Origin of the sequence: Enterococcus malodoratus ATCC 43197 (assembly GCF_000407185.1) — a bacterium.
Lineage (GTDB): Bacteria > Bacillota > Bacilli > Lactobacillales > Enterococcaceae > Enterococcus_A > Enterococcus_A malodoratus.
This window is the reverse complement of sequence record NZ_KE136481.1, coordinates 845,636-863,360: the sequence shown is the minus strand read 5'-3', so window position 1 is coordinate 863,360 and position 17,725 is coordinate 845,636. Positions and strand designations below refer to the sequence as shown.

The 17,725-nt window shown below is 41.0% G+C and carries 12 protein-coding genes and 2 rRNA genes (1 of these 14 only partly in view); 9 read left to right on the top strand and 5 right to left on the bottom strand.

The annotated features are described in order from the left end of the window. The first annotated feature begins 287 nt into the window (after positions 1-287). The 4 genes from I585_RS04275 to I585_RS04260 all read left to right on the top strand — a co-directional run bounded on the left by I585_RS04275 (position 288) and on the right by I585_RS04260 (position 4,802). A complete protein-coding gene (locus I585_RS04275) occupies positions 288-1,343 on the top strand; it encodes a DUF871 domain-containing protein (RefSeq protein WP_010739807.1) in 1,056 nt (351 codons plus the stop codon). Next, positions 1,340-2,230, top strand: a complete 891-nt coding sequence (gene murQ, locus I585_RS04270; RefSeq protein WP_010739806.1) for an N-acetylmuramic acid 6-phosphate etherase — start codon at positions 1,340-1,342, stop codon at positions 2,228-2,230. The genes I585_RS04275 and murQ overlap by 4 nt, the downstream gene beginning before the upstream one ends. Before the next feature lie 157 nt (positions 2,231-2,387). Next, complete coding sequence (locus I585_RS04265; RefSeq protein ID WP_010739805.1) at positions 2,388-4,349, top strand: glucose PTS transporter subunit IIA; 1,962 nt, start codon at positions 2,388-2,390, stop codon at positions 4,347-4,349. Positions 4,350-4,484: 135 nt separating this feature from the next. Continuing rightward, entirely contained in the window at positions 4,485-4,802 is a 318-nt protein-coding gene (locus I585_RS04260) for a DUF1905 domain-containing protein (RefSeq protein ID WP_010739804.1), read from the top strand. A 49-nt stretch (positions 4,803-4,851) separates the two neighbouring features. On the opposite strand, the gene I585_RS04255 is transcribed toward I585_RS04260, so the two are convergent. After that, the gene (locus I585_RS04255; protein WP_010739803.1) at positions 4,852-5,703 is read right to left on the bottom strand and encodes a MurR/RpiR family transcriptional regulator; all 852 of its coding nucleotides are present in this window, start codon (positions 5,701-5,703) and stop codon (positions 4,852-4,854) included. 143 nt (positions 5,704-5,846) lie between these two features. Here I585_RS04255 and I585_RS04250 point away from each other — a divergent pair, with 143 nt between their 5' ends. Further along, positions 5,847-6,482, top strand: a complete 636-nt coding sequence (locus tag I585_RS04250; RefSeq protein WP_010739802.1) for a VTT domain-containing protein — start codon at positions 5,847-5,849, stop codon at positions 6,480-6,482. 50 nt (positions 6,483-6,532) lie between these two features. On the opposite strand, the gene I585_RS04245 is transcribed toward I585_RS04250, so the two are convergent. The 4 genes from I585_RS04245 to I585_RS04230 form a co-directional block, all read right to left on the bottom strand. Then, positions 6,533-7,327, bottom strand: coding sequence for a metallophosphoesterase (locus tag I585_RS04245; protein ID WP_010739801.1), 795 nt, complete (start codon positions 7,325-7,327; stop codon positions 6,533-6,535). An 85-nt stretch (positions 7,328-7,412) separates the two neighbouring features. Further along, on the bottom strand, positions 7,413-8,420 hold the full coding sequence (locus I585_RS04240) for a LacI family DNA-binding transcriptional regulator (protein WP_010739800.1): 1,008 nt from the start codon (positions 8,418-8,420) through the stop codon (positions 7,413-7,415). A 24-nt stretch (positions 8,421-8,444) separates the two neighbouring features. Continuing rightward, positions 8,445-9,104 carry a beta-phosphoglucomutase gene (pgmB, locus tag I585_RS04235; RefSeq protein ID WP_010739799.1) on the bottom strand — a complete coding sequence of 220 codons (660 nt, stop codon included), beginning with the start codon at positions 9,102-9,104 and terminating at the stop codon, positions 8,445-8,447. Then, a complete protein-coding gene (locus I585_RS04230) occupies positions 9,097-11,382 on the bottom strand; it encodes a glycoside hydrolase family 65 protein (RefSeq protein ID WP_010739798.1) in 2,286 nt (761 codons plus the stop codon). The genes pgmB and I585_RS04230 overlap by 8 nt, the downstream gene beginning before the upstream one ends. Before the next feature lie 413 nt (positions 11,383-11,795). On the opposite strand from I585_RS04230, the gene I585_RS04225 reads away from it, so the two are divergent. From I585_RS04225 to I585_RS04210, 4 genes are all read left to right on the top strand, one after another. Continuing rightward, positions 11,796-13,979, top strand: a complete 2,184-nt coding sequence (locus tag I585_RS04225; protein ID WP_010739797.1) for a PTS transporter subunit IIBC — start codon at positions 11,796-11,798, stop codon at positions 13,977-13,979. Between the two features lie 24 nt (positions 13,980-14,003). Then, positions 14,004-14,819, top strand: coding sequence for an endonuclease/exonuclease/phosphatase family protein (locus I585_RS04220; protein WP_010739796.1), 816 nt, complete (start codon positions 14,004-14,006; stop codon positions 14,817-14,819). A gap of 424 nt (positions 14,820-15,243) precedes the next feature. After that, positions 15,244-16,802, top strand: a 16S ribosomal RNA gene (locus I585_RS04215). A gap of 222 nt (positions 16,803-17,024) precedes the next feature. Further along, positions 17,025-17,725 (top strand): 23S ribosomal RNA (locus I585_RS04210) (it continues 2,212 nt past the right edge of the window). The 16S and 23S rRNA genes sit together here, the layout of an rRNA operon.

Genomic DNA, 17,725 nt, shown 5'->3' with positions numbered 1-17,725 from the left:
TTCCATAAACAGTATACATAAAATGACTCAAAAAGGCGGATTATTGGCTTGTTAAAGAAATGTAATTTCATCAACAATTAAAATATTATGAAATATAGTTGCATTTATTAATATCAGGGTTTATAATCAGTTCGTAAAGTTGAAATGGTTTTCATAGCGATAAGCCGCTTCCGCTTTTCATTTAAGTATTTTGCTAAATACTTATCATCTTTTCCTGAAATAAGTTAAACACTAATGGAGCAGTTTCCAAAGTGGAAATAGTATTAATACGATGAAGGAGAACGCGTATGTTTGGATTTTCAATTTTCTTAAATGAAGAATTAACTGCTGAAACGAAACATTATATAGAAGAAATGTCGCGACATGGTTTTTCTGGGATCTTTACCTCATTACATATTCCCGAAGACGATGCTGAACATTATCGAAAGCGCTTGACCGATCTTGGGACTATCGCAAAGGCCTGTCGCATAGATTTGATGGTAGACATTTCAGGTACCGCTTTAGATCGTGCTGGATTTTCTTTTAATCGGCTGGAAGAACTAATGGAAATCGGAGTGACTGGGTTACGAATGGACTATCACATCAGTAATCCACAAATTGCTAGATTATCACAAAAAATGCCGATTGCTCTGAATGCCTCCACGATAACTGACAAGGATATTCAAGAGTTGCAGGAGGCGAAAGCGAACTTTGATAATTTGGAAGCTTGGCATAATTATTATCCAAGACCTGAAACCGCTTTAGATAAAAAGTGGTATCGAGAAAAGAATCAATGGCTGAAGGATCATGGATTTACGATCCAAGGGTTTGTACCAGGTGATGAACAATTACGCGGACCTTTATATCAAGGACTGCCGACTCTCGAGGAACACCGAGGAATGCATCCTTTGGCGGCGGCGCTCGACTTACTGATGGATACCGATAAAGTTTATATCGGTGATGGCGGACTTTCGCCAGATGCTCGAAAACAATTTTCTTTCTATATTAATGAAAGAAAATTGAAGCTGAGAATAGAGCGATTCGACGAACAAGTCGAGTATGTCTTAGGGGAACATATTAACCGCCAGGATGAGGCGCGTGACGTTGTCCGCAGTGCGGAAGCACGTTTCAAAAAAATACCGAATGTTGTCCCTCTGCCAGCCAGAGAACGAACTGTTGGAGCGGTAACGATCGATAATGCTAATTATTTACGCTATATGGGTGAGATTCAAATTGTTAAACGGCTATTACCAACTGACGATAAAGTTAATGTTGTAGGACAGGTTATTAAGAAGGATCAGGATCTGATCCGACATATTAAAGCAGGACAGAAATTTAGTTTAGAGAGTGTGGAAAAAGAATGATTAATTTAGAAAATTTAACGACAGAACGACGCAATGAAACAACTTTTGGATTAGATGAAATGAGTGTGGCAGAAGCTGTCAAATTGATGAATCAAGAAGATCATAAGGTATCAGAGGCGGTAGCAGAACAATTACCGCAAATCGAAAAGGTAGTAGAAACGACGATTGCCTCTTTTAAAAAGGATGGTCGCTTAATTTATATGGGTGCTGGAACTAGCGGCCGCTTAGGCGTTTTGGATGCTGCGGAATGTGTACCGACTTTTGGTGTAGAACCTGAAATGGTGGTCGGCCTGATCGCAGGCGGCGAACAAGCAATGACTGTAGCAGTCGAAGGTGCGGAAGATGATATTGAACTTGGTGCGCAAGATTTAAAGGATTTAAAACTAACTGAGAATGATATGGTCATCGGCATCGCAGCAAGCGGCCGGACACCTTACGTAATTGGTGGTTTAGATTATGCTCGTTCAATTGGGGCATCAACAGGGACGATCGCCTGCAACAAAGGTGCTGAAATTAGTAAACATGCAGACTTGCCGATCGAAGTTGATTGCGGACCAGAATTTTTGACTGGATCGACTCGGTTGAAATCAGGAACAGCGCAAAAATTGATTTTGAATATGATTTCTACGATTAGCATGATCGGAATCGGAAAAGTTTACAACAACTTGATGGTAGATGTAAAACCGACAAACGAAAAATTAGTAGAACGTTCAAAGCGGATCATCATGCAAGCAACTGAAGCAGATTATGAAACGGCGGCTCGCTATTTTGAAGCAGCAGATCAAAATGTCAAATTAGCGATCGTGATGATTTTAACTGACAGCACCAAAGAAGTGGCGGCTGAAAAATTAATTCAAGCTGGTGGATTTGTTAAGAAAACAATGTAAATTGACGTTTCGTCTATCTGACTAACCTTGTTAGTCAGATGACGCTGCGTCTGAGGTAGGTCCAATTGTGTTTGAATATGAAGAAAGCGCTTGTAACAAGCAGCAAGTTGGATATTATCTGTATGTCGATCATATAATCAAAATAGGAGTGAGTATAATGGCAAAAGAAGAATTAACCTTGAATCAAATTGCTAAAGAGATTTACGATGGCGCCGGTGGAATGGAAAACGTGCAGAACATTGTTCATTGTATGACCCGTGTGCGGATGAGTGTTCGTGATGACAGCAAAGTCGATCAAGCAAAATTGAAGAGTATTCCCGGCGTTCTAGGCGTCGTGGATGATGAACAACTGCAAGTAATTATTGGTCCTGGAAAGGTCAACAAAGTTGCAAAAGAAATGGTAGATATAGCTGGTGTCGGACTTGGAGAAGATTTGCCTCAAGGCTCTGGTAAAGATAAAGTTAATGCAAAAGCAGCAGAAATGAAAGCGGCACAAAAAGCCAAACAAAAGAATTCACCGTTTAAAGCGGTCTTGAAAGATATTTCAAATATTTTCGTACCAATGATTCCAGCATTTGTCGGATCAGGTTTAGTTGCTGGGATTGCGGCTATCTTAACCAACTTAGTGACTGCTGGTACGATTGATGCAGCAAATTGGCAGCAAATCATTGATGTCATGAATATTTTGAAAAATGGTATGTTTAGTTATTTGGTTATCTTTACTGGTGTGAATGCTGCGCAAGTATTTGGCGCCAATCCAACGCTTGGCGGTGTTATCGGAGCGGTCGTTCTATTAACAGGTATGAATCCTGAAGCACCAATCAAAAACTTGTTTACTGGTGATGCTTTAGCTGCTGGGCAAGGCGGGATCATAGGTGTGATCTTCGCTGTTTGGTTATTATCAATCGTAGAAAAGAAATTGCACGAAGTCATTCCGGACGCAGTCGATATTATCATAACACCGATGCTCTCCTTGTTGGTTATCGGCTTGTTGGAGATCTTCCTAATTATGCCTTTAGCTGGTTTTATTTCTAACAGCATGGTCAGCGGCATCAACTGGGTATTAGCTGTCGGCGGAGCATTCTCTGGTTTCGTATTAGGAGCACTATTCTTACCGATGGTTATGTTCGGATTGCATCAAATCCTAACACCTATCCATATCCAAATGATCGGTGAGACAGGCAAAACATTATTATTACCAATCTTAGCAATGGCTGGTGCGGGACAAGTTGGAGCAGCATTTGCTCTTTGGATGAAATTACGTAAAGACAAAGAATTGACTGAAATGATCAAGGGTGCACTACCAGTTGGAATTTTAGGTATTGGTGAACCGTTGATTTACGGCGTTACTTTACCATTAGGACGCCCATTCATCACAGCTTGTATCGGCGGCGGTATCGGTGGTGCTGTAATCGGAGCCATCGGTGGTGTTGGTGCGATCGCAATCGGACCTTCAGGAGCTGCGTTGATTCCATTGATCGCTAATGGTCGTTGGTGGGGTTATGTTCTTGGACTTCTAGCTGCTTATGTCGGTGGTTTTGTCGCAACTTATTTCTTTGGTATTCCTAAAGACAAATTAGCTGAACAAGAATTAGCAGAAGCAACCGTTGTTGAATCGAATGACGTAGTCGAAACAGCGGATACAACAGTAGCTGCTCATGCAACAAGTAGTTTTACAGCTGTAGCAAATGGCTCAGTTCATCCGTTAGAAGAAGCGTCAGATCCCGTTTTTGCAGAAAAAATGATGGGTGAGGGCTACTTCGTTGAACCAACTGATGGTGCAATTTTTGCACCAGTTGCTGGTAAAGTCTCAACAATTTTCCCAACAAAACACGCAATTGGTATCACGACAGCAAGCGGATTAGAAGTATTGCTGCACATGGGGATCAATACGGTCGAACTAAGCGGAAAACCATTTGAAATTTTAGTTTCAGAAGGTCAAAAGGTCACACCTGAAACACAGGTGGCCGCAGTTGATTTAGCAGCGATCAAAGAGGCAGGCAAAGGCACATCGATGATGGTCTTGATTACAAATATGAATGATGTTGAAACACATGTTTTAGAAAAAACGGGTGTCGTAAACGCATCTGAAGAAGTCTTCAAAGCAACAACAATTTAAACAGAAAAGGAGCGTTGCCAACTAGGCACCGCTCCTCTTTTGATTTGTATAGAAATATAAAAGGGTGTGTCCTCTATGCGATTTGCTCATATGATACAATTTATATAGGAAGCGACGGTAAAGGAGGCAAGTAGGATGGGCGACAAAGGAATAGCATATAAATTTTCCGCAAAGGTATATCACTATTCTTCATCGTCAGAAATGGCTGGTTGGACGTTAGTGTCACTTCCAAAAGAGCTTTCGGAAGAAATTCGAAAGGGTTTCAAATCTCTTGAAGAAGGTTGGGGACGGATGAAAGTCACTGCGGGAATTGGCAGAAGCGAATGGCAAACGGCTATCTGGTTTGATACGAAGCAAAATACGTATTTACTTCCGTTAAAAGCAGCTATTCGAAAAAAAGAAAAAATCATTAATGACATGAATGTAGAAGTAATTATTTGGCTAAAAGTTTAATCATAAAAACAAGGACATGAAAGTAATTCATCTTTCATGTCCTTGTTTTTTAAAAATATTTTTTTCGATATTCTTGGACTACTGCTCGTGTGGTGTAAATTTTTTCGGCATTTTCTTTATTGCGGCTGATATAGACATAGAACAATAAATCAATCGTGATGAATTGGGCCAAGATCGAATCAGTTGCTGCGCTGCGATAAGTCGCTTCAGTTGGTCGAGAGGTTTGCAGAGCGACATCAGAAAGTTTGGCTAAGGGATTTTGTCCAAACTGTGTCAATGTAATAATTGGAATACCCAAATCTTTTGCCGTTTCTGCTAAAGCAATCAGTTCAGAAGTTAATCCAGAGTTTGATACCAGCCAAATCACCGCATCCTTTTGGTGCAGGACGAGCTGTGGCAAGATAGTATTGTAATCAGGTTCACTTATGACGTTTTTGCCTAAACGACTCCATTTCTGAACGATATCTGTGGCGGCCAGATTAGAAGCGCCGATGCCTAAAACATAGCAAAAGTCTTTCTCCTCTAATAGTTTGCACGCTTTGAGAAATTCTTCTTCGTTGAACAAAGCGGTGGTTTCATCAATCGTATAGCGAGCATTGCTGGCCAATTTATTTTTTAGGCTAGGAAAAGTTTCATCGTGATCGACATCACTGTAGGTATTGTTGCTTCTTTCCTGCATAGTTTCAGCAGATAACTCAATTTTGAAGTCGGTCAGACTATTAAATCCCATTTTTTTGGAAAAGCGGACGACTGTTGGCGCGCTTGCGCCAGATGCCTCAGCGATTTCATTCGCCGTCATACTCGCAGCTTTTTCGCTATTGTCACGAATGAAAGAATAAATTTTTTTTTCTGCAGCAGACATTTCCTTCTGCATGCTTTTCATATGAGAAAGAACGCTCATAAAGGACTCCTTTTTAATCTTTTTTATTATTATACCATTTTACATCTAACTTTTAATTTTTCTATAGAACCGGAAATCGTTCTTTCTTTTTTTTTGAAAAGTCGTATGATAAGAATGAATCTTTTCAGGAGGAAATTATTTATATGGCTTTGATTGATTTTATTTTGCACATTGATGCGCACATGGTGTCTTTGGTACACCAATATGGGGTAGGGATTTATCCTATTTTATTCGGAATTGTTTTTATTGAGACAGGTGTCGTGATTTTCCCGTTCTTGCCAGGAGATTCCTTTCTCTTTGCGGCAGGAGCACTTACTGCATTGGGAGGGAATGTTCTGCGCTTGCCGTATGTAATTGGAATTTGTGTGATTGCGGCGATTTTAGGAGATATGATGAATTATTGGATCGGTCATACTTTAGGAGTCAAGGCGTTATATCATCGTCCGATTTCCCGCTTTATTAAAGAGGACAAGGTACAGGAAGCAGAAAGGTTTTTCAATGATCGAGGCAAGTGGACAATCTTTTTAGGTCGCTTCATGCCGTTTGTCCGTACCTTCATCCCGTTTATTGCTGGTTCAAGTAAAATGAACTGGGGAATTTTTTCGAGTTTTAATATTCTCGGGGCGATTGTCTGGGGAACCGTTGTAAGCTTGGCTGGTTATTTCTTAGGAAATATACCTGTTGTCAGCGAACATTTTTCTTTGATCATGTTGCTGATTGTTTTTGTATCATTGGTTCCAATCATGGTTCCTTATATTAAACAAAAAATTCGCGCATAAAAAGAGTTTGGAGGCCGCCTTTCAAAGGTAGCTTTCAAACTCTTTAGTTTTTATAAATGGAAATAAAGAATTTCAGGAGTCACTCGAAATCGCAGCGGAGGTCCTGTAGTCCCTAATCCAGTATTGACCACTAAATTTGTATTGGAGGTCAATGCATAAATTCCTTGATCATAGATTCTTGATCCAAAATTTTTATAAGGGAAAAATGGAAATCGAATTTGGCCGCCATGGCTATGGCCGGATAAGATCAAATCAAATCGTTCAAGTTCAGGTAAACGTTGGACCTGATCCGGTTCATGGATCATTAAAATAGAAAACTCAGATCTTTTAGGCCTTGTATCGTAATCTGGATGGCCTTCTTGGCCGTCATCGATACCGGTCAAGCTCAATTGATCTACAGACGTGCTTTGATTATTTAGTAAAGTGAATCCACCATCTGTCAGTATGTTGCTGACGGCTTCATGACCATCGGAACGATAGTCATGATTGCCTAAAATGGCAAATTTTCCTTTTGGAGCATTGATCTTAGCTAATTGTTGACTAATCGCTTTGCAGTCACGTGATTGCCAATAGCGATAATTTTCGATTAAATCACCAGTGAACAATACAATATCTGGTTCGGCTTGATTAAGCTTAGCAACTATCTTGGTAAATCGTCTAGGAGAATAAAAGGGAGAGAAATGGCTATCGCTGATTTGCGCGATCGTCAGACCTGATTTCTTTCCCGTTTCAATTTTTAATTGAGGGTTCTTCGTGATCTTGAAATGGTTTTCGACCAATTGATAGGTTGAATAACGGCAATAGATCAGAAAGAGTAATGCAATAATACCTATGAGTAAAATCATCTATACCACTTTCCTTCTGATTTTTCGCTAGTATATCCAAAAGAACGACCTGTCACAAGTTGGACAGGTCGTATTTAATGATAATTTAAATCGTGCGGACAGTTTCTCGTTGGATCAAATGATGCGGTACGACCAACTGAACGCCGCTGGATTGTTTTTGATCAATCTGCTCCATCAATTTTTGTGTTCCTAAACGACCAAGATCAGAAATGTCGATATCAATCGTTGTCAGGTAAGGATGGACCAAGGTAGCAAAAATTGAATTATTAAAACTGATGACTGACAAATCATCTGGCACTTTATAGCCATGAAGTGTCGCTAATTGAATCATGCGCAATGCAAAAATATCATCAATCACAACTAAAGCTGTTGCTCCCGTTTCTTTGATTACATCTGGAAATTGCGTATAGTCTTCAGGCTGTAGCATGGTTAAAGGCGGATGTGTAGGTAAGGCCTGCAACATCATTGCTTCCTGATAACCAAAGTAACGCTCGAAGAAGATAACCTCTTGATTAACATTTGAAACGAACAAAATGTTTTTATGTCCTTTAGCTATCAAATGTTCAGTAGCTTGTTTGCCTAATAACTGGTTATCGTTGTCGACATAAACAATGTCCGCTTCTCGTTCCGGCGGTCGTCCGATCAAAGTGAACGGCACCTGATTCTGATAAAGATAATCAGCTACAGGATCGTTTTTTTCAGAATAGGCTAAGATGAACCCGTCAACTTGTTTTTGGCGATGCATTCTAGTGACATTTTCCAAAAGTGTATCGCTGTTATCAGCTGATGCAACGGCTGTGGTTACTTGAAATCCTGCTGCTGCTTCGTTAACAGCATTTAATAATTCCAAATAAAATGGATTACCCAAACGTTCACGAGAATCAAGCGGCGGTAAAATTACACCTAAGGAATTTGCTTTCTGTTTTCCTAAATTTCGAGCAGTGGCATTTGGGAAATACCCCATCTCATCCATAATTTTTCGAACCTTTTGCTTTGTCTCAGCGGAGATGCTGGGATGATCGTTGATCACACGGGAAACGGTAGAAGGAGAGACTTTCGCTTTTTTAGCTACGTCTTTGACTGTGGATACCATTTTTCGCTCTCCTTTCTCTAATAATTAATTATTCCATTGCTTTTTTAAAAAATCTAAAGTTAACTCGTCAGTCGATTGAACCAGCGCAATATCGCTGCCCAGTTGTTCTGCTTCTCCGACTCCGATGGGAAACGCACCGCTAGCTTTAATTGCAGCTATTCCGGCTTGAGCGTCTTCGATTCCAATACATTCCTCAGGATTCAGCCCGACTACTTGTGCAGCCAAGATGAAAATATCTGGTGCCGGCTTCCCGGCTTTAACGGCTGCTGGATCAGCGATACCGTCAAAATAGTTGGTCAGTTCCATTTGTTTTAAAAGAAAAGGACCATTTTTGCTGGCCGAGGCCAAAGAAATTTTGATACCGGCATTTTTCAATGATATCAACAATTCTAAAATGCCAGGATAGACATCTTTTGGAGAAACTGCTTGAATCATTTCTACGTAATTATCGTTTTTTGTTTTCGCTAATTGATTGAATTCAGCTTCAGAAAAATTCTTTTCGCGATTCCCATGTTTTAATATCAGTCGCAAAGAATCCTCTCGACTGACACCTTTTAATTTTTCATTGAACTGTCGATCAATTGAAATACCCAGATCATCGGCAAGTTTCTTCCATGCCAGATAATGATATTCTGCAGTATCGGTTATAACACCGTCTAGATCAAATAAAACACCTTTAAACATTTGGCTCCTCCTGTTCTAGTGGAACCGTCATTGAATCGCTTAAGAAAATTTCATTCCCATAAAGCATCATAGCTAAGGGAGAACCATCTTTCAAGTCAATTTGAACTTCTTTCTGATTCACACTAATGGCCAATAGGCGGCCACGATAATTAATATGGAAAGAATAATGATCCCATTCTTTTGGCAATAGCGGTGCAAAGCTCAAGGCCCCAGTGTTTGTCTTCATTTGCGCGAACCCCTGAACGATGGCTAACCAGCTGCCTGTCATTGAAGTGATATGCAAACCATCTTCGGTATCATTGTTGTAATTATCTAAATCTAAACGAGCAGTTCGCTGATACATTTCCATTGATTTATCTGTTAATCCAAGTTCAGCTGCCAAAATTGCATGAACGGATGCAGAAAGGGACGATTCGTGAACGGTCATCGGCTCATAAAACTCGAAGTTTTTACGTTTTTCCTCATCAGTAAATTTATCACCGAAGAAATAAATTCCTTGCAGGACATCTGCTTGCTTAATGAAGCAAGAACGCAAGATTTTATCCCAAGACCAATTTTGGTTCAATGGGCGTTCTGCTGGATCAAGTTCAGAAGTAGGCATCAAATCCTTATCCAAGAAAGTATCGTGTTGAACGAAAATGCCCAATTCTTCATCTACAGGGAAATACATATGCTCAATTATGTCTTGCCATTTTGCTTGCTCTTCTGAAGAAATCGATACGGTCGCATGATCTAGGTATTTATTATAATTCTCTAGGGTGTAGGATAAAACCCAAACAGCTAAATAATTGGTGTACCAGTTATTGTTGATATTATTCTCATATTCATTGGGGCCGGTTACTCCATGAATCATATATTTTTGTTTTCGTTTCGAATAATGAACGCGATCTGCCCAGAAGCGAGCGATTTCGGTTAATACCTCAAGCCCTTCTTTTTGAATATAACTTTCATCACCAGTGTAAGTTGTATAATTGTAGATTGCATGAGCGATGGCGCCATTTCGATGGATCTCTTCGAAAGTAATCTCCCACTCATTATGACATTCGATACCCGTAAAGGTGACCATCGGATATAAAGCACCCTTCAGGCCTTGTTGACGAGCATTGTGTTGTGCTTGAGGTAATTGATTATGACGATATTTCAATAGGTTCTTTGTGACATTTGGATCGGAAATCCCTAAATACATCGGAACCGCATAGGCTTCAGTATCCCAATAGGTAGCGCCGCCGTATTTTTCACCAGTGAAACCTTTAGGCCCAATATTCAAGCGCTCATCTTCACCATAATAGGTAGAGAATAATTGAAAGATGTTAAAACGAATGCCCTGTTGTGCTTCATCATCCCCATCGATCAATACATCCGCTAAAGCCCAACGATTTGCCCAAGCAGCATTTTGTTCCGCAAGTAATTCTTCATATGATAAATCATAAGCTGTTAACAACTCGAGTGCTTTTTTACTTTGCTCTGTCTCAGGAATATCACGGCTGGTTAAAACAACTACGCGTTTTTCTAGCTGGATCGCTTGGTTGCGTTTCAAGTCAAAAGTAAATGTTTCAGCAACTTCTAAGGTATCATCTTGCTGCAAACCGGGGGAAGAACTGATATGTTTCATCGCCCCGGTGATAGAAAATTGTTCGATCCCGAAGTTATTTGGAATCGTTTGTGTAGTTAAGAAACTAAACTCCTCTTGGTGTCCACGTTCCTTTTCTAGCCAAAACATTTCCTCATAGTTGCTGTCTTCATTTTGAACATTGTTATCTAGTTTAGAAACTACTTTCAATTCTGCATCACCTGTTAAGCATTCAGCAGTAAGGTGGATTACAGCGAGTTCCTGTTTGACTACGCTCAAAAAACGCTCGAAAGTAAAACGAACTTTCGCTTCATCTATTTTTGCCGTGAACGAGCGAGTGAGAACACCGTTTTGCATGTTTAGTTCAACATCAAAATCTTCGAGTTCAGTGACGGCTAAGTCAACCTCATGATCATTTACGAACAATTTCATTTGAGTAAAATCTAAAGCATTGATTACTTTCCCGAAATATTCAGGATAGCCATTTTTCCACCAGCCGACCCGAGTTTTATCAGGATACCAAATTCCCGCAAGGTATGTTCCTTGATGATGATCACCGCTGTAACTTTCTTCAAAATTACCACGCATACCCATGTATCCATTTCCTATGCTTGTCAGAGATTCTTGCAGGCGACGATTTTCCTTATCTAATGTAGTGGTCCGAATTTTCCAAGGGTCGATTTCAAAAAGACGTTGAACGTTTTTCATGATAGTCCTCCTAATTCCTTTTTAATTTATTTTCATTATAGAAAAATATGTTTGATATTCAGGTTGTATACCATCCAAATAAATGCTTTGGGTTATTAATCAAAGTATCGTCGATAGGGCAGTCTCTATACAAGCTAAAATCGATTACATATCATTCCGCGTCATTTCTAAGAGAAAGAAGCGGAATGGATGCTTCACAACCTAATAATTTCTTAGCTCTATCATACGCGCAACCGATTGCGTAAGTCAAGCATAAAATTAAATTGCTGAATATACTAAATAGATAGGTGTGATTACAGATTTTTAGAAAAAATGCTTGAAAGAGTTTACAAAAACAAATTATGAGTATATAATGCAAATCAGCGAAACCGATTGCGTTGAATTGTAGGAAGTAAAAACTAGGAGGAGCAAATATGAAAGGAATCAAAAAGATTTTTAGTTTTGAGTTTTGGCAAAAATTTGGAAAGGCCTTGATGGTAGTTATCGCAGTAATGCCAGCAGCTGGTTTGATGATCAGTATCGGGAAGTCCTTACCATTAATTAACGAAAACCTTGGTTGGCTTGTAACGACAGGCGGAGTGGTTGAAAATGTTGGTTGGGCAATCATCGGAAACTTACATCTGCTGTTTGCATTGGCAATTGGCGGAAGTTGGGCAAAAGAAAGAGCCGGTGGAGCATTCGCGGCAGGGCTATCATTTATTTTAATTAATCGAATCACTGGCGCGATCTTTGGCGTAACTTCTGAAATGCTGGCTGATCCAAATGCAATTACACATACGTTATTTGGTCAAAAGATTATGATTGACGGCTACTTTACTAGTGTGTTAGAGGCCCCAGCATTAAATATGGGGGTATTTGTTGGAATCATCGCTGGGTTTGTTGGAGCCACGGCGTACAATAAATATTACAATTTCCGGAAATTACCAGAAGTATTGACGTTCTTCAACGGGAAACGGTTTGTTCCTTTCGTAGTTATCTTACGTTCAGTTATTGTTGCATTAGTATTGGCGTTTATTTGGCCGGTCATTCAAACAGGGATCAATGACTTTGGTAAATGGATTGCCAATTCTCAGGATACTGCACCAGTATTAGCACCTTTCCTTTATGGGACATTGGAGCGGCTGCTCCTTCCGTTTGGACTGCATCATATGCTGACGATTCCGATGAATTACACGCAATTGGGCGGAACTTATGAAATTTTGACTGGTGCACAAGCCGGCAGTCAAGTTTTTGGGCAAGATCCATTATGGTTGGCGTGGGCTACTGACCTAGTTAACTTGAAGAACGGTGGAGATATTTCTCAGTATCAAGATGTGCTGACACAATGGACACCAGCACGTTTCAAAGTTGGTCAGATGATTGGCTCTTCAGGGATTTTAATGGGACTGACTTTAGCAATGTATCGCAATGTTGATCCTGATAAGAAGAAAAAATATAAATCTATGTTCCTTTCTGCCGCAGTAGCAGTTTTCTTAACAGGAGTTACAGAACCCTTGGAGTTCATGTTTATGTTCGTCGCGGTTCCGTTGTATGCTTGCTATGCAGTAATTCAAGGTGCAGCCTTTGCTATGGCGGATTTGATCAATTTAAGAGTGCATTCATTTGGGAATATTGAGTTGTTGACTCGAGTGCCGATGGCTTTACGAGCAGGCTTAGGGAATGACTTGCTTAATTTCGTGTTGACTACAATTGCATTTGGAGTATTTACTTATTTCTTCGCAAATTTCATGATCAAAAAATTCAATTATGCTACACCGGGAAGAAATGGAAATTATGAAGTTGATAATGAAGAAGCAGCAAGCGCAACTACAGATGGAAGTATTTCAGCTGATTCACAAATTGTGAAGATTATCAATTTATTGGGCGGTCCGAAGAATATCACAGATGTAGATGCTTGTATGACTCGATTGCGGGTAACAGTAGCGGATAGAAGTACCGTCGGAAGTGAAGAAGATTGGAAAAAAGCAGGGGCAATGGGTCTCTTAGTCAAAGATAATGGAGTTCAGGCAGTTTATGGACCTAAAGCAGATATCCTAAAATCAGATATCCAAGATTTATTAGATTCAGGAGTGGAGATACCTGCGAGCAATCTTCAAGCCACTTCGCTAAAAACAGAGAAACCGCCGAAAACATACAAAGGAATGCAGACTAGGTTTGTTGCTCCAGCAAATGGAGAACTTATTCCAATTGATCAAGTTCAGGATGAGGTGTTCTCGCAAAAAATGATGGGTGAAGGCTTCGCCGTCGTGCCGGAAAATGGAGAAATCGCGGCCCCGATAACAGGAACAATCGTTTCTGTATTTCCAACAAAACATGCCATCGGAATCAAAACTGAAGACGGGATAGAAGTATTGCTTCATATGGGAATTGATACAGTTGATTTAGGTGGAGAGGCTTTTGAAATCAAAGTGCTTGAAGGTGAAAAAGTAAAAGCCGGAAAAGTTGTGGCAATCGCGGATTTAGCAAAAATTCAAGAGGCTGACAAAATGACAACGATGATTGTCGTATTCACCAATGATGACAAGATTGAAAATTATCATTATGATAAAACAGGACTCGTTTCTCGCGGGGAAACGATAGGAACAATCGATTATTAAAGTGAGGCGAGAGCAATCAAAGTATTGACCTTAAATACTCATAGTTGGATGGAAGCGAACGATCAACAGCAAATTGAGATATTGGCAAAACGAATTGTTAAAGAAGAATATGATTTGATTAGTTTGCAAGAAGTAAATCAACTTCTTGCAAGCCCATTGGCAAAAACAGATAAGTATTTTCAGCCAACGGTGGAACAGCAGGGAATCCATCAAGATAATTTTTTATTTTGCTTGACTGAGCGTTTAAAAGAACTGGGTTGCTACTATTATTGGGGCTGGGGTTATAGTCACATTGGTTATGATATCTATCATGAGGGAATTGGCTTAATGTCGAAAGTGCCAATAAAAGTGGAGAGTCGACTGATATCTGAAAGTTCTGATCCGAACGATTATCATACGAGAAGAATCATGATAGGTGAATCAATGGAAGGCGATCAAAAGTTAATAGTAGTAAGTGGTCACTTTTCTTGGTGGCGAACATCTGAAAATGCTTTTGCTTATGAATGGCGTACATTAGAAAACATACTATTAGAAAAGCGGGGCGCATTGATTATTATGGGAGACTTTAATAATGATGCAAAAAGAATCGATGAAGGCTATGATTTAGTCAAAGAGAGCCCACTAGAAATACAGGACGCGTTTATTCAGGCAAAAAACAAGTCTGGTGAGAATACCGTTGAAAAATCAATCGACGGTTGGGATCAAAATGCTGAAGAGCTTCGAATTGATTACATTTTTACTTCTCGAGATTTTGAAATAGAGAGTTATCGCATTGTTTTTGATGGGGAAAATGAGTATACAATTAGTGATCATTACGGGATAGAAGTGACGATGGATTAGCATATTGCTAGTCCATTTTCTTTTTGAGTGAAATTATTTTGCAAAAAAACTGAAAAATGTTTGACATTATTTTTCAGTATGATATTATCAATAACGTTGCTGAAACATGTTGATACAACAACGAATTATAAGTGTTGACAGATCTTTTGTTGGATGTTATTATTTCAAAGTTGTCAATTGAGTTTCAAAACTTTTTCAAAATTAAATGAAAAAAGTTGTTGACATTCACTCAGTAAGCTGTTAAGATATAAAAGTTGCTGAAACAAAGCGACAAACAATGTAGACCTTTGAAAACTGAACGAATAAAACAAACCAAATGTGTAGGGCGTTTCTATTATATAGAAACAAACAACATAGCAAGCAATATGCTAGCAAGTCAATTTTTAAAATTGAGCTTAACAATCGCAAGATTGTTTCAAACACTTTTTATGAGAGTTTGATCCTGGCTCAGGACGAACGCTGGCGGCGTGCCTAATACATGCAAGTCGAACGCTTTTTCTTTCACCGGAGCTTGCTCCACCGAAAGAAAAGGAGTGGCGAACGGGTGAGTAACACGTGGGTAACCTGCCCATCAGAAGGGGATAACACTTGGAAACAGGTGCTAATACCGTATAACAGTAGAAACCGCATGGTTTCTATTTGAAAGGCGCTTTTGCGTCACTGATGGATGGACCCGCGGTGCATTAGCTAGTTGGTGAGGTAACGGCTCACCAAGGCAACGATGCATAGCCGACCTGAGAGGGTGATCGGCCACATTGGGACTGAGACACGGCCCAAACTCCTACGGGAGGCAGCAGTAGGGAATCTTCGGCAATGGACGAAAGTCTGACCGAGCAACGCCGCGTGAGTGAAGAAGGTTTTCGGATCGTAAAACTCTGTTGTTAGAGAAGAACAAGGATGAGAATAAAATGTTCATCCCTTGACGGTATCTAACCAGAAAGCCACGGCTAACTACGTGCCAGCAGCCGCGGTAATACGTAGGTGGCAAGCGTTGTCCGGATTTATTGGGCGTAAAGCGAGCGCAGGCGGTTTCTTAAGTCTGATGTGAAAGCCCCCGGCTCAACCGGGGAGGGTCATTGGAAACTGGGAAACTTGAGTGCAGAAGAGGAGAGTGGAATTCCATGTGTAGCGGTGAAATGCGTAGATATATGGAGGAACACCAGTGGCGAAGGCGGCTCTCTGGTCTGTAACTGACGCTGAGGCTCGAAAGCGTGGGGAGCAAACAGGATTAGATACCCTGGTAGTCCACGCCGTAAACGATGAGTGCTAAGTGTTGGAGGGTTTCCGCCCTTCAGTGCTGCAGCTAACGCATTAAGCACTCCGCCTGGGGAGTACGACCGCAAGGTTGAAACTCAAAGGAATTGACGGGGGCCCGCACAAGCGGTGGAGCATGTGGTTTAATTCGAAGCAACGCGAAGAACCTTACCAGGTCTTGACATCCTTTGACCACTCTAGAGATAGAGCTTCCCCTTCGGGGGCAAAGTGACAGGTGGTGCATGGTTGTCGTCAGCTCGTGTCGTGAGATGTTGGGTTAAGTCCCGCAACGAGCGCAACCCTTATTGTTAGTTGCCATCATTTAGTTGGGCACTCTAGCGAGACTGCCGGTGACAAACCGGAGGAAGGTGGGGATGACGTCAAATCATCATGCCCCTTATGACCTGGGCTACACACGTGCTACAATGGGAAGTACAACGAGTCGCGAAGTCGCGAGGCTAAGCTAATCTCTTAAAGCTTCTCTCAGTTCGGATTGTAGGCTGCAACTCGCCTACATGAAGCCGGAATCGCTAGTAATCGCGGATCAGCACGCCGCGGTGAATACGTTCCCGGGCCTTGTACACACCGCCCGTCACACCACGAGAGTTTGTAACACCCGAAGTCGGTGAGGTAACCTTTTGGAGCCAGCCGCCTAAGGTGGGATAGATGATTGGGGTGAAGTCGTAACAAGGTAGCCGTATCGGAAGGTGCGGCTGGATCACCTCCTTTCTAAGGAATATTACGGAGACTACACAGGTTGCTTTATTCGTTCAGTTTTGAGAGGTTTACTCTCAAAAATCGTTCATTGAAAACTGGATACAGAAACAAACCAAACAAACCGAGAACACCGCGTTGAATGAGTTTTTTAATAAGTTCAATTGCTTATTTTTTTCTGATTGGGAAGTCTATCGCTAGATGGAACAATCAAACCCCTAATGAAAATTAGGATAAGGTTAAGTGAATAAGGGCGCACGGTGGATGCCTTGGCACTAGGAGCCGATGAAGGACGGGACTAACACCGATATGCTTCGGGGAGCTGTAAGTAAGCTTTGATCCGGAGATTTCCGAATGGGGAAACCCAGCATCTTTTATAGGATGTTACTTTTCAGTGAATACATAGCTGATTAGAGGTAGACGCAGAGAACTGAAACATCTAAGTACCTGCAGGAAGAGAAAGAAAATTCGATTCCCTGAGTAGCGGCGAGCGAAACGGGAAAAGCCCAAACCAAGAGGCTTGCCTCTTGGGGTTGTAGGACTCCGATATGGTAGTCCAGTGAGATAGTCGAAGGACCTGGAAAGGTCTGCTAGAAAGGGTAAAAGCCCCGTAGACAAAATTTGACTGGCACCTAGGAGGATCCTGAGTACGGCGGAACACGAGGAATTCCGTCGGAATCCGGGAGGACCATCTCCCAAGGCTAAATACTCCCTAGTGACCGATAGTGAACCAGTACCGTGAGGGAAAGGTGAAAAGCACCCCGGAAGGGGAGTGAAATAGATCCTGAAACCGTGTGCCTACAACAAGTTAGAGCCCGTTAATGGGTGATAGCGTGCCTTTTGTAGAATGAACCGGCGAGTTACGATTACTTGCGAGGTTAAGTTGAAAAAACGGAGCCGTAGCGAAAGCGAGTCTGAATAGGGCGAATGAGTAAGTG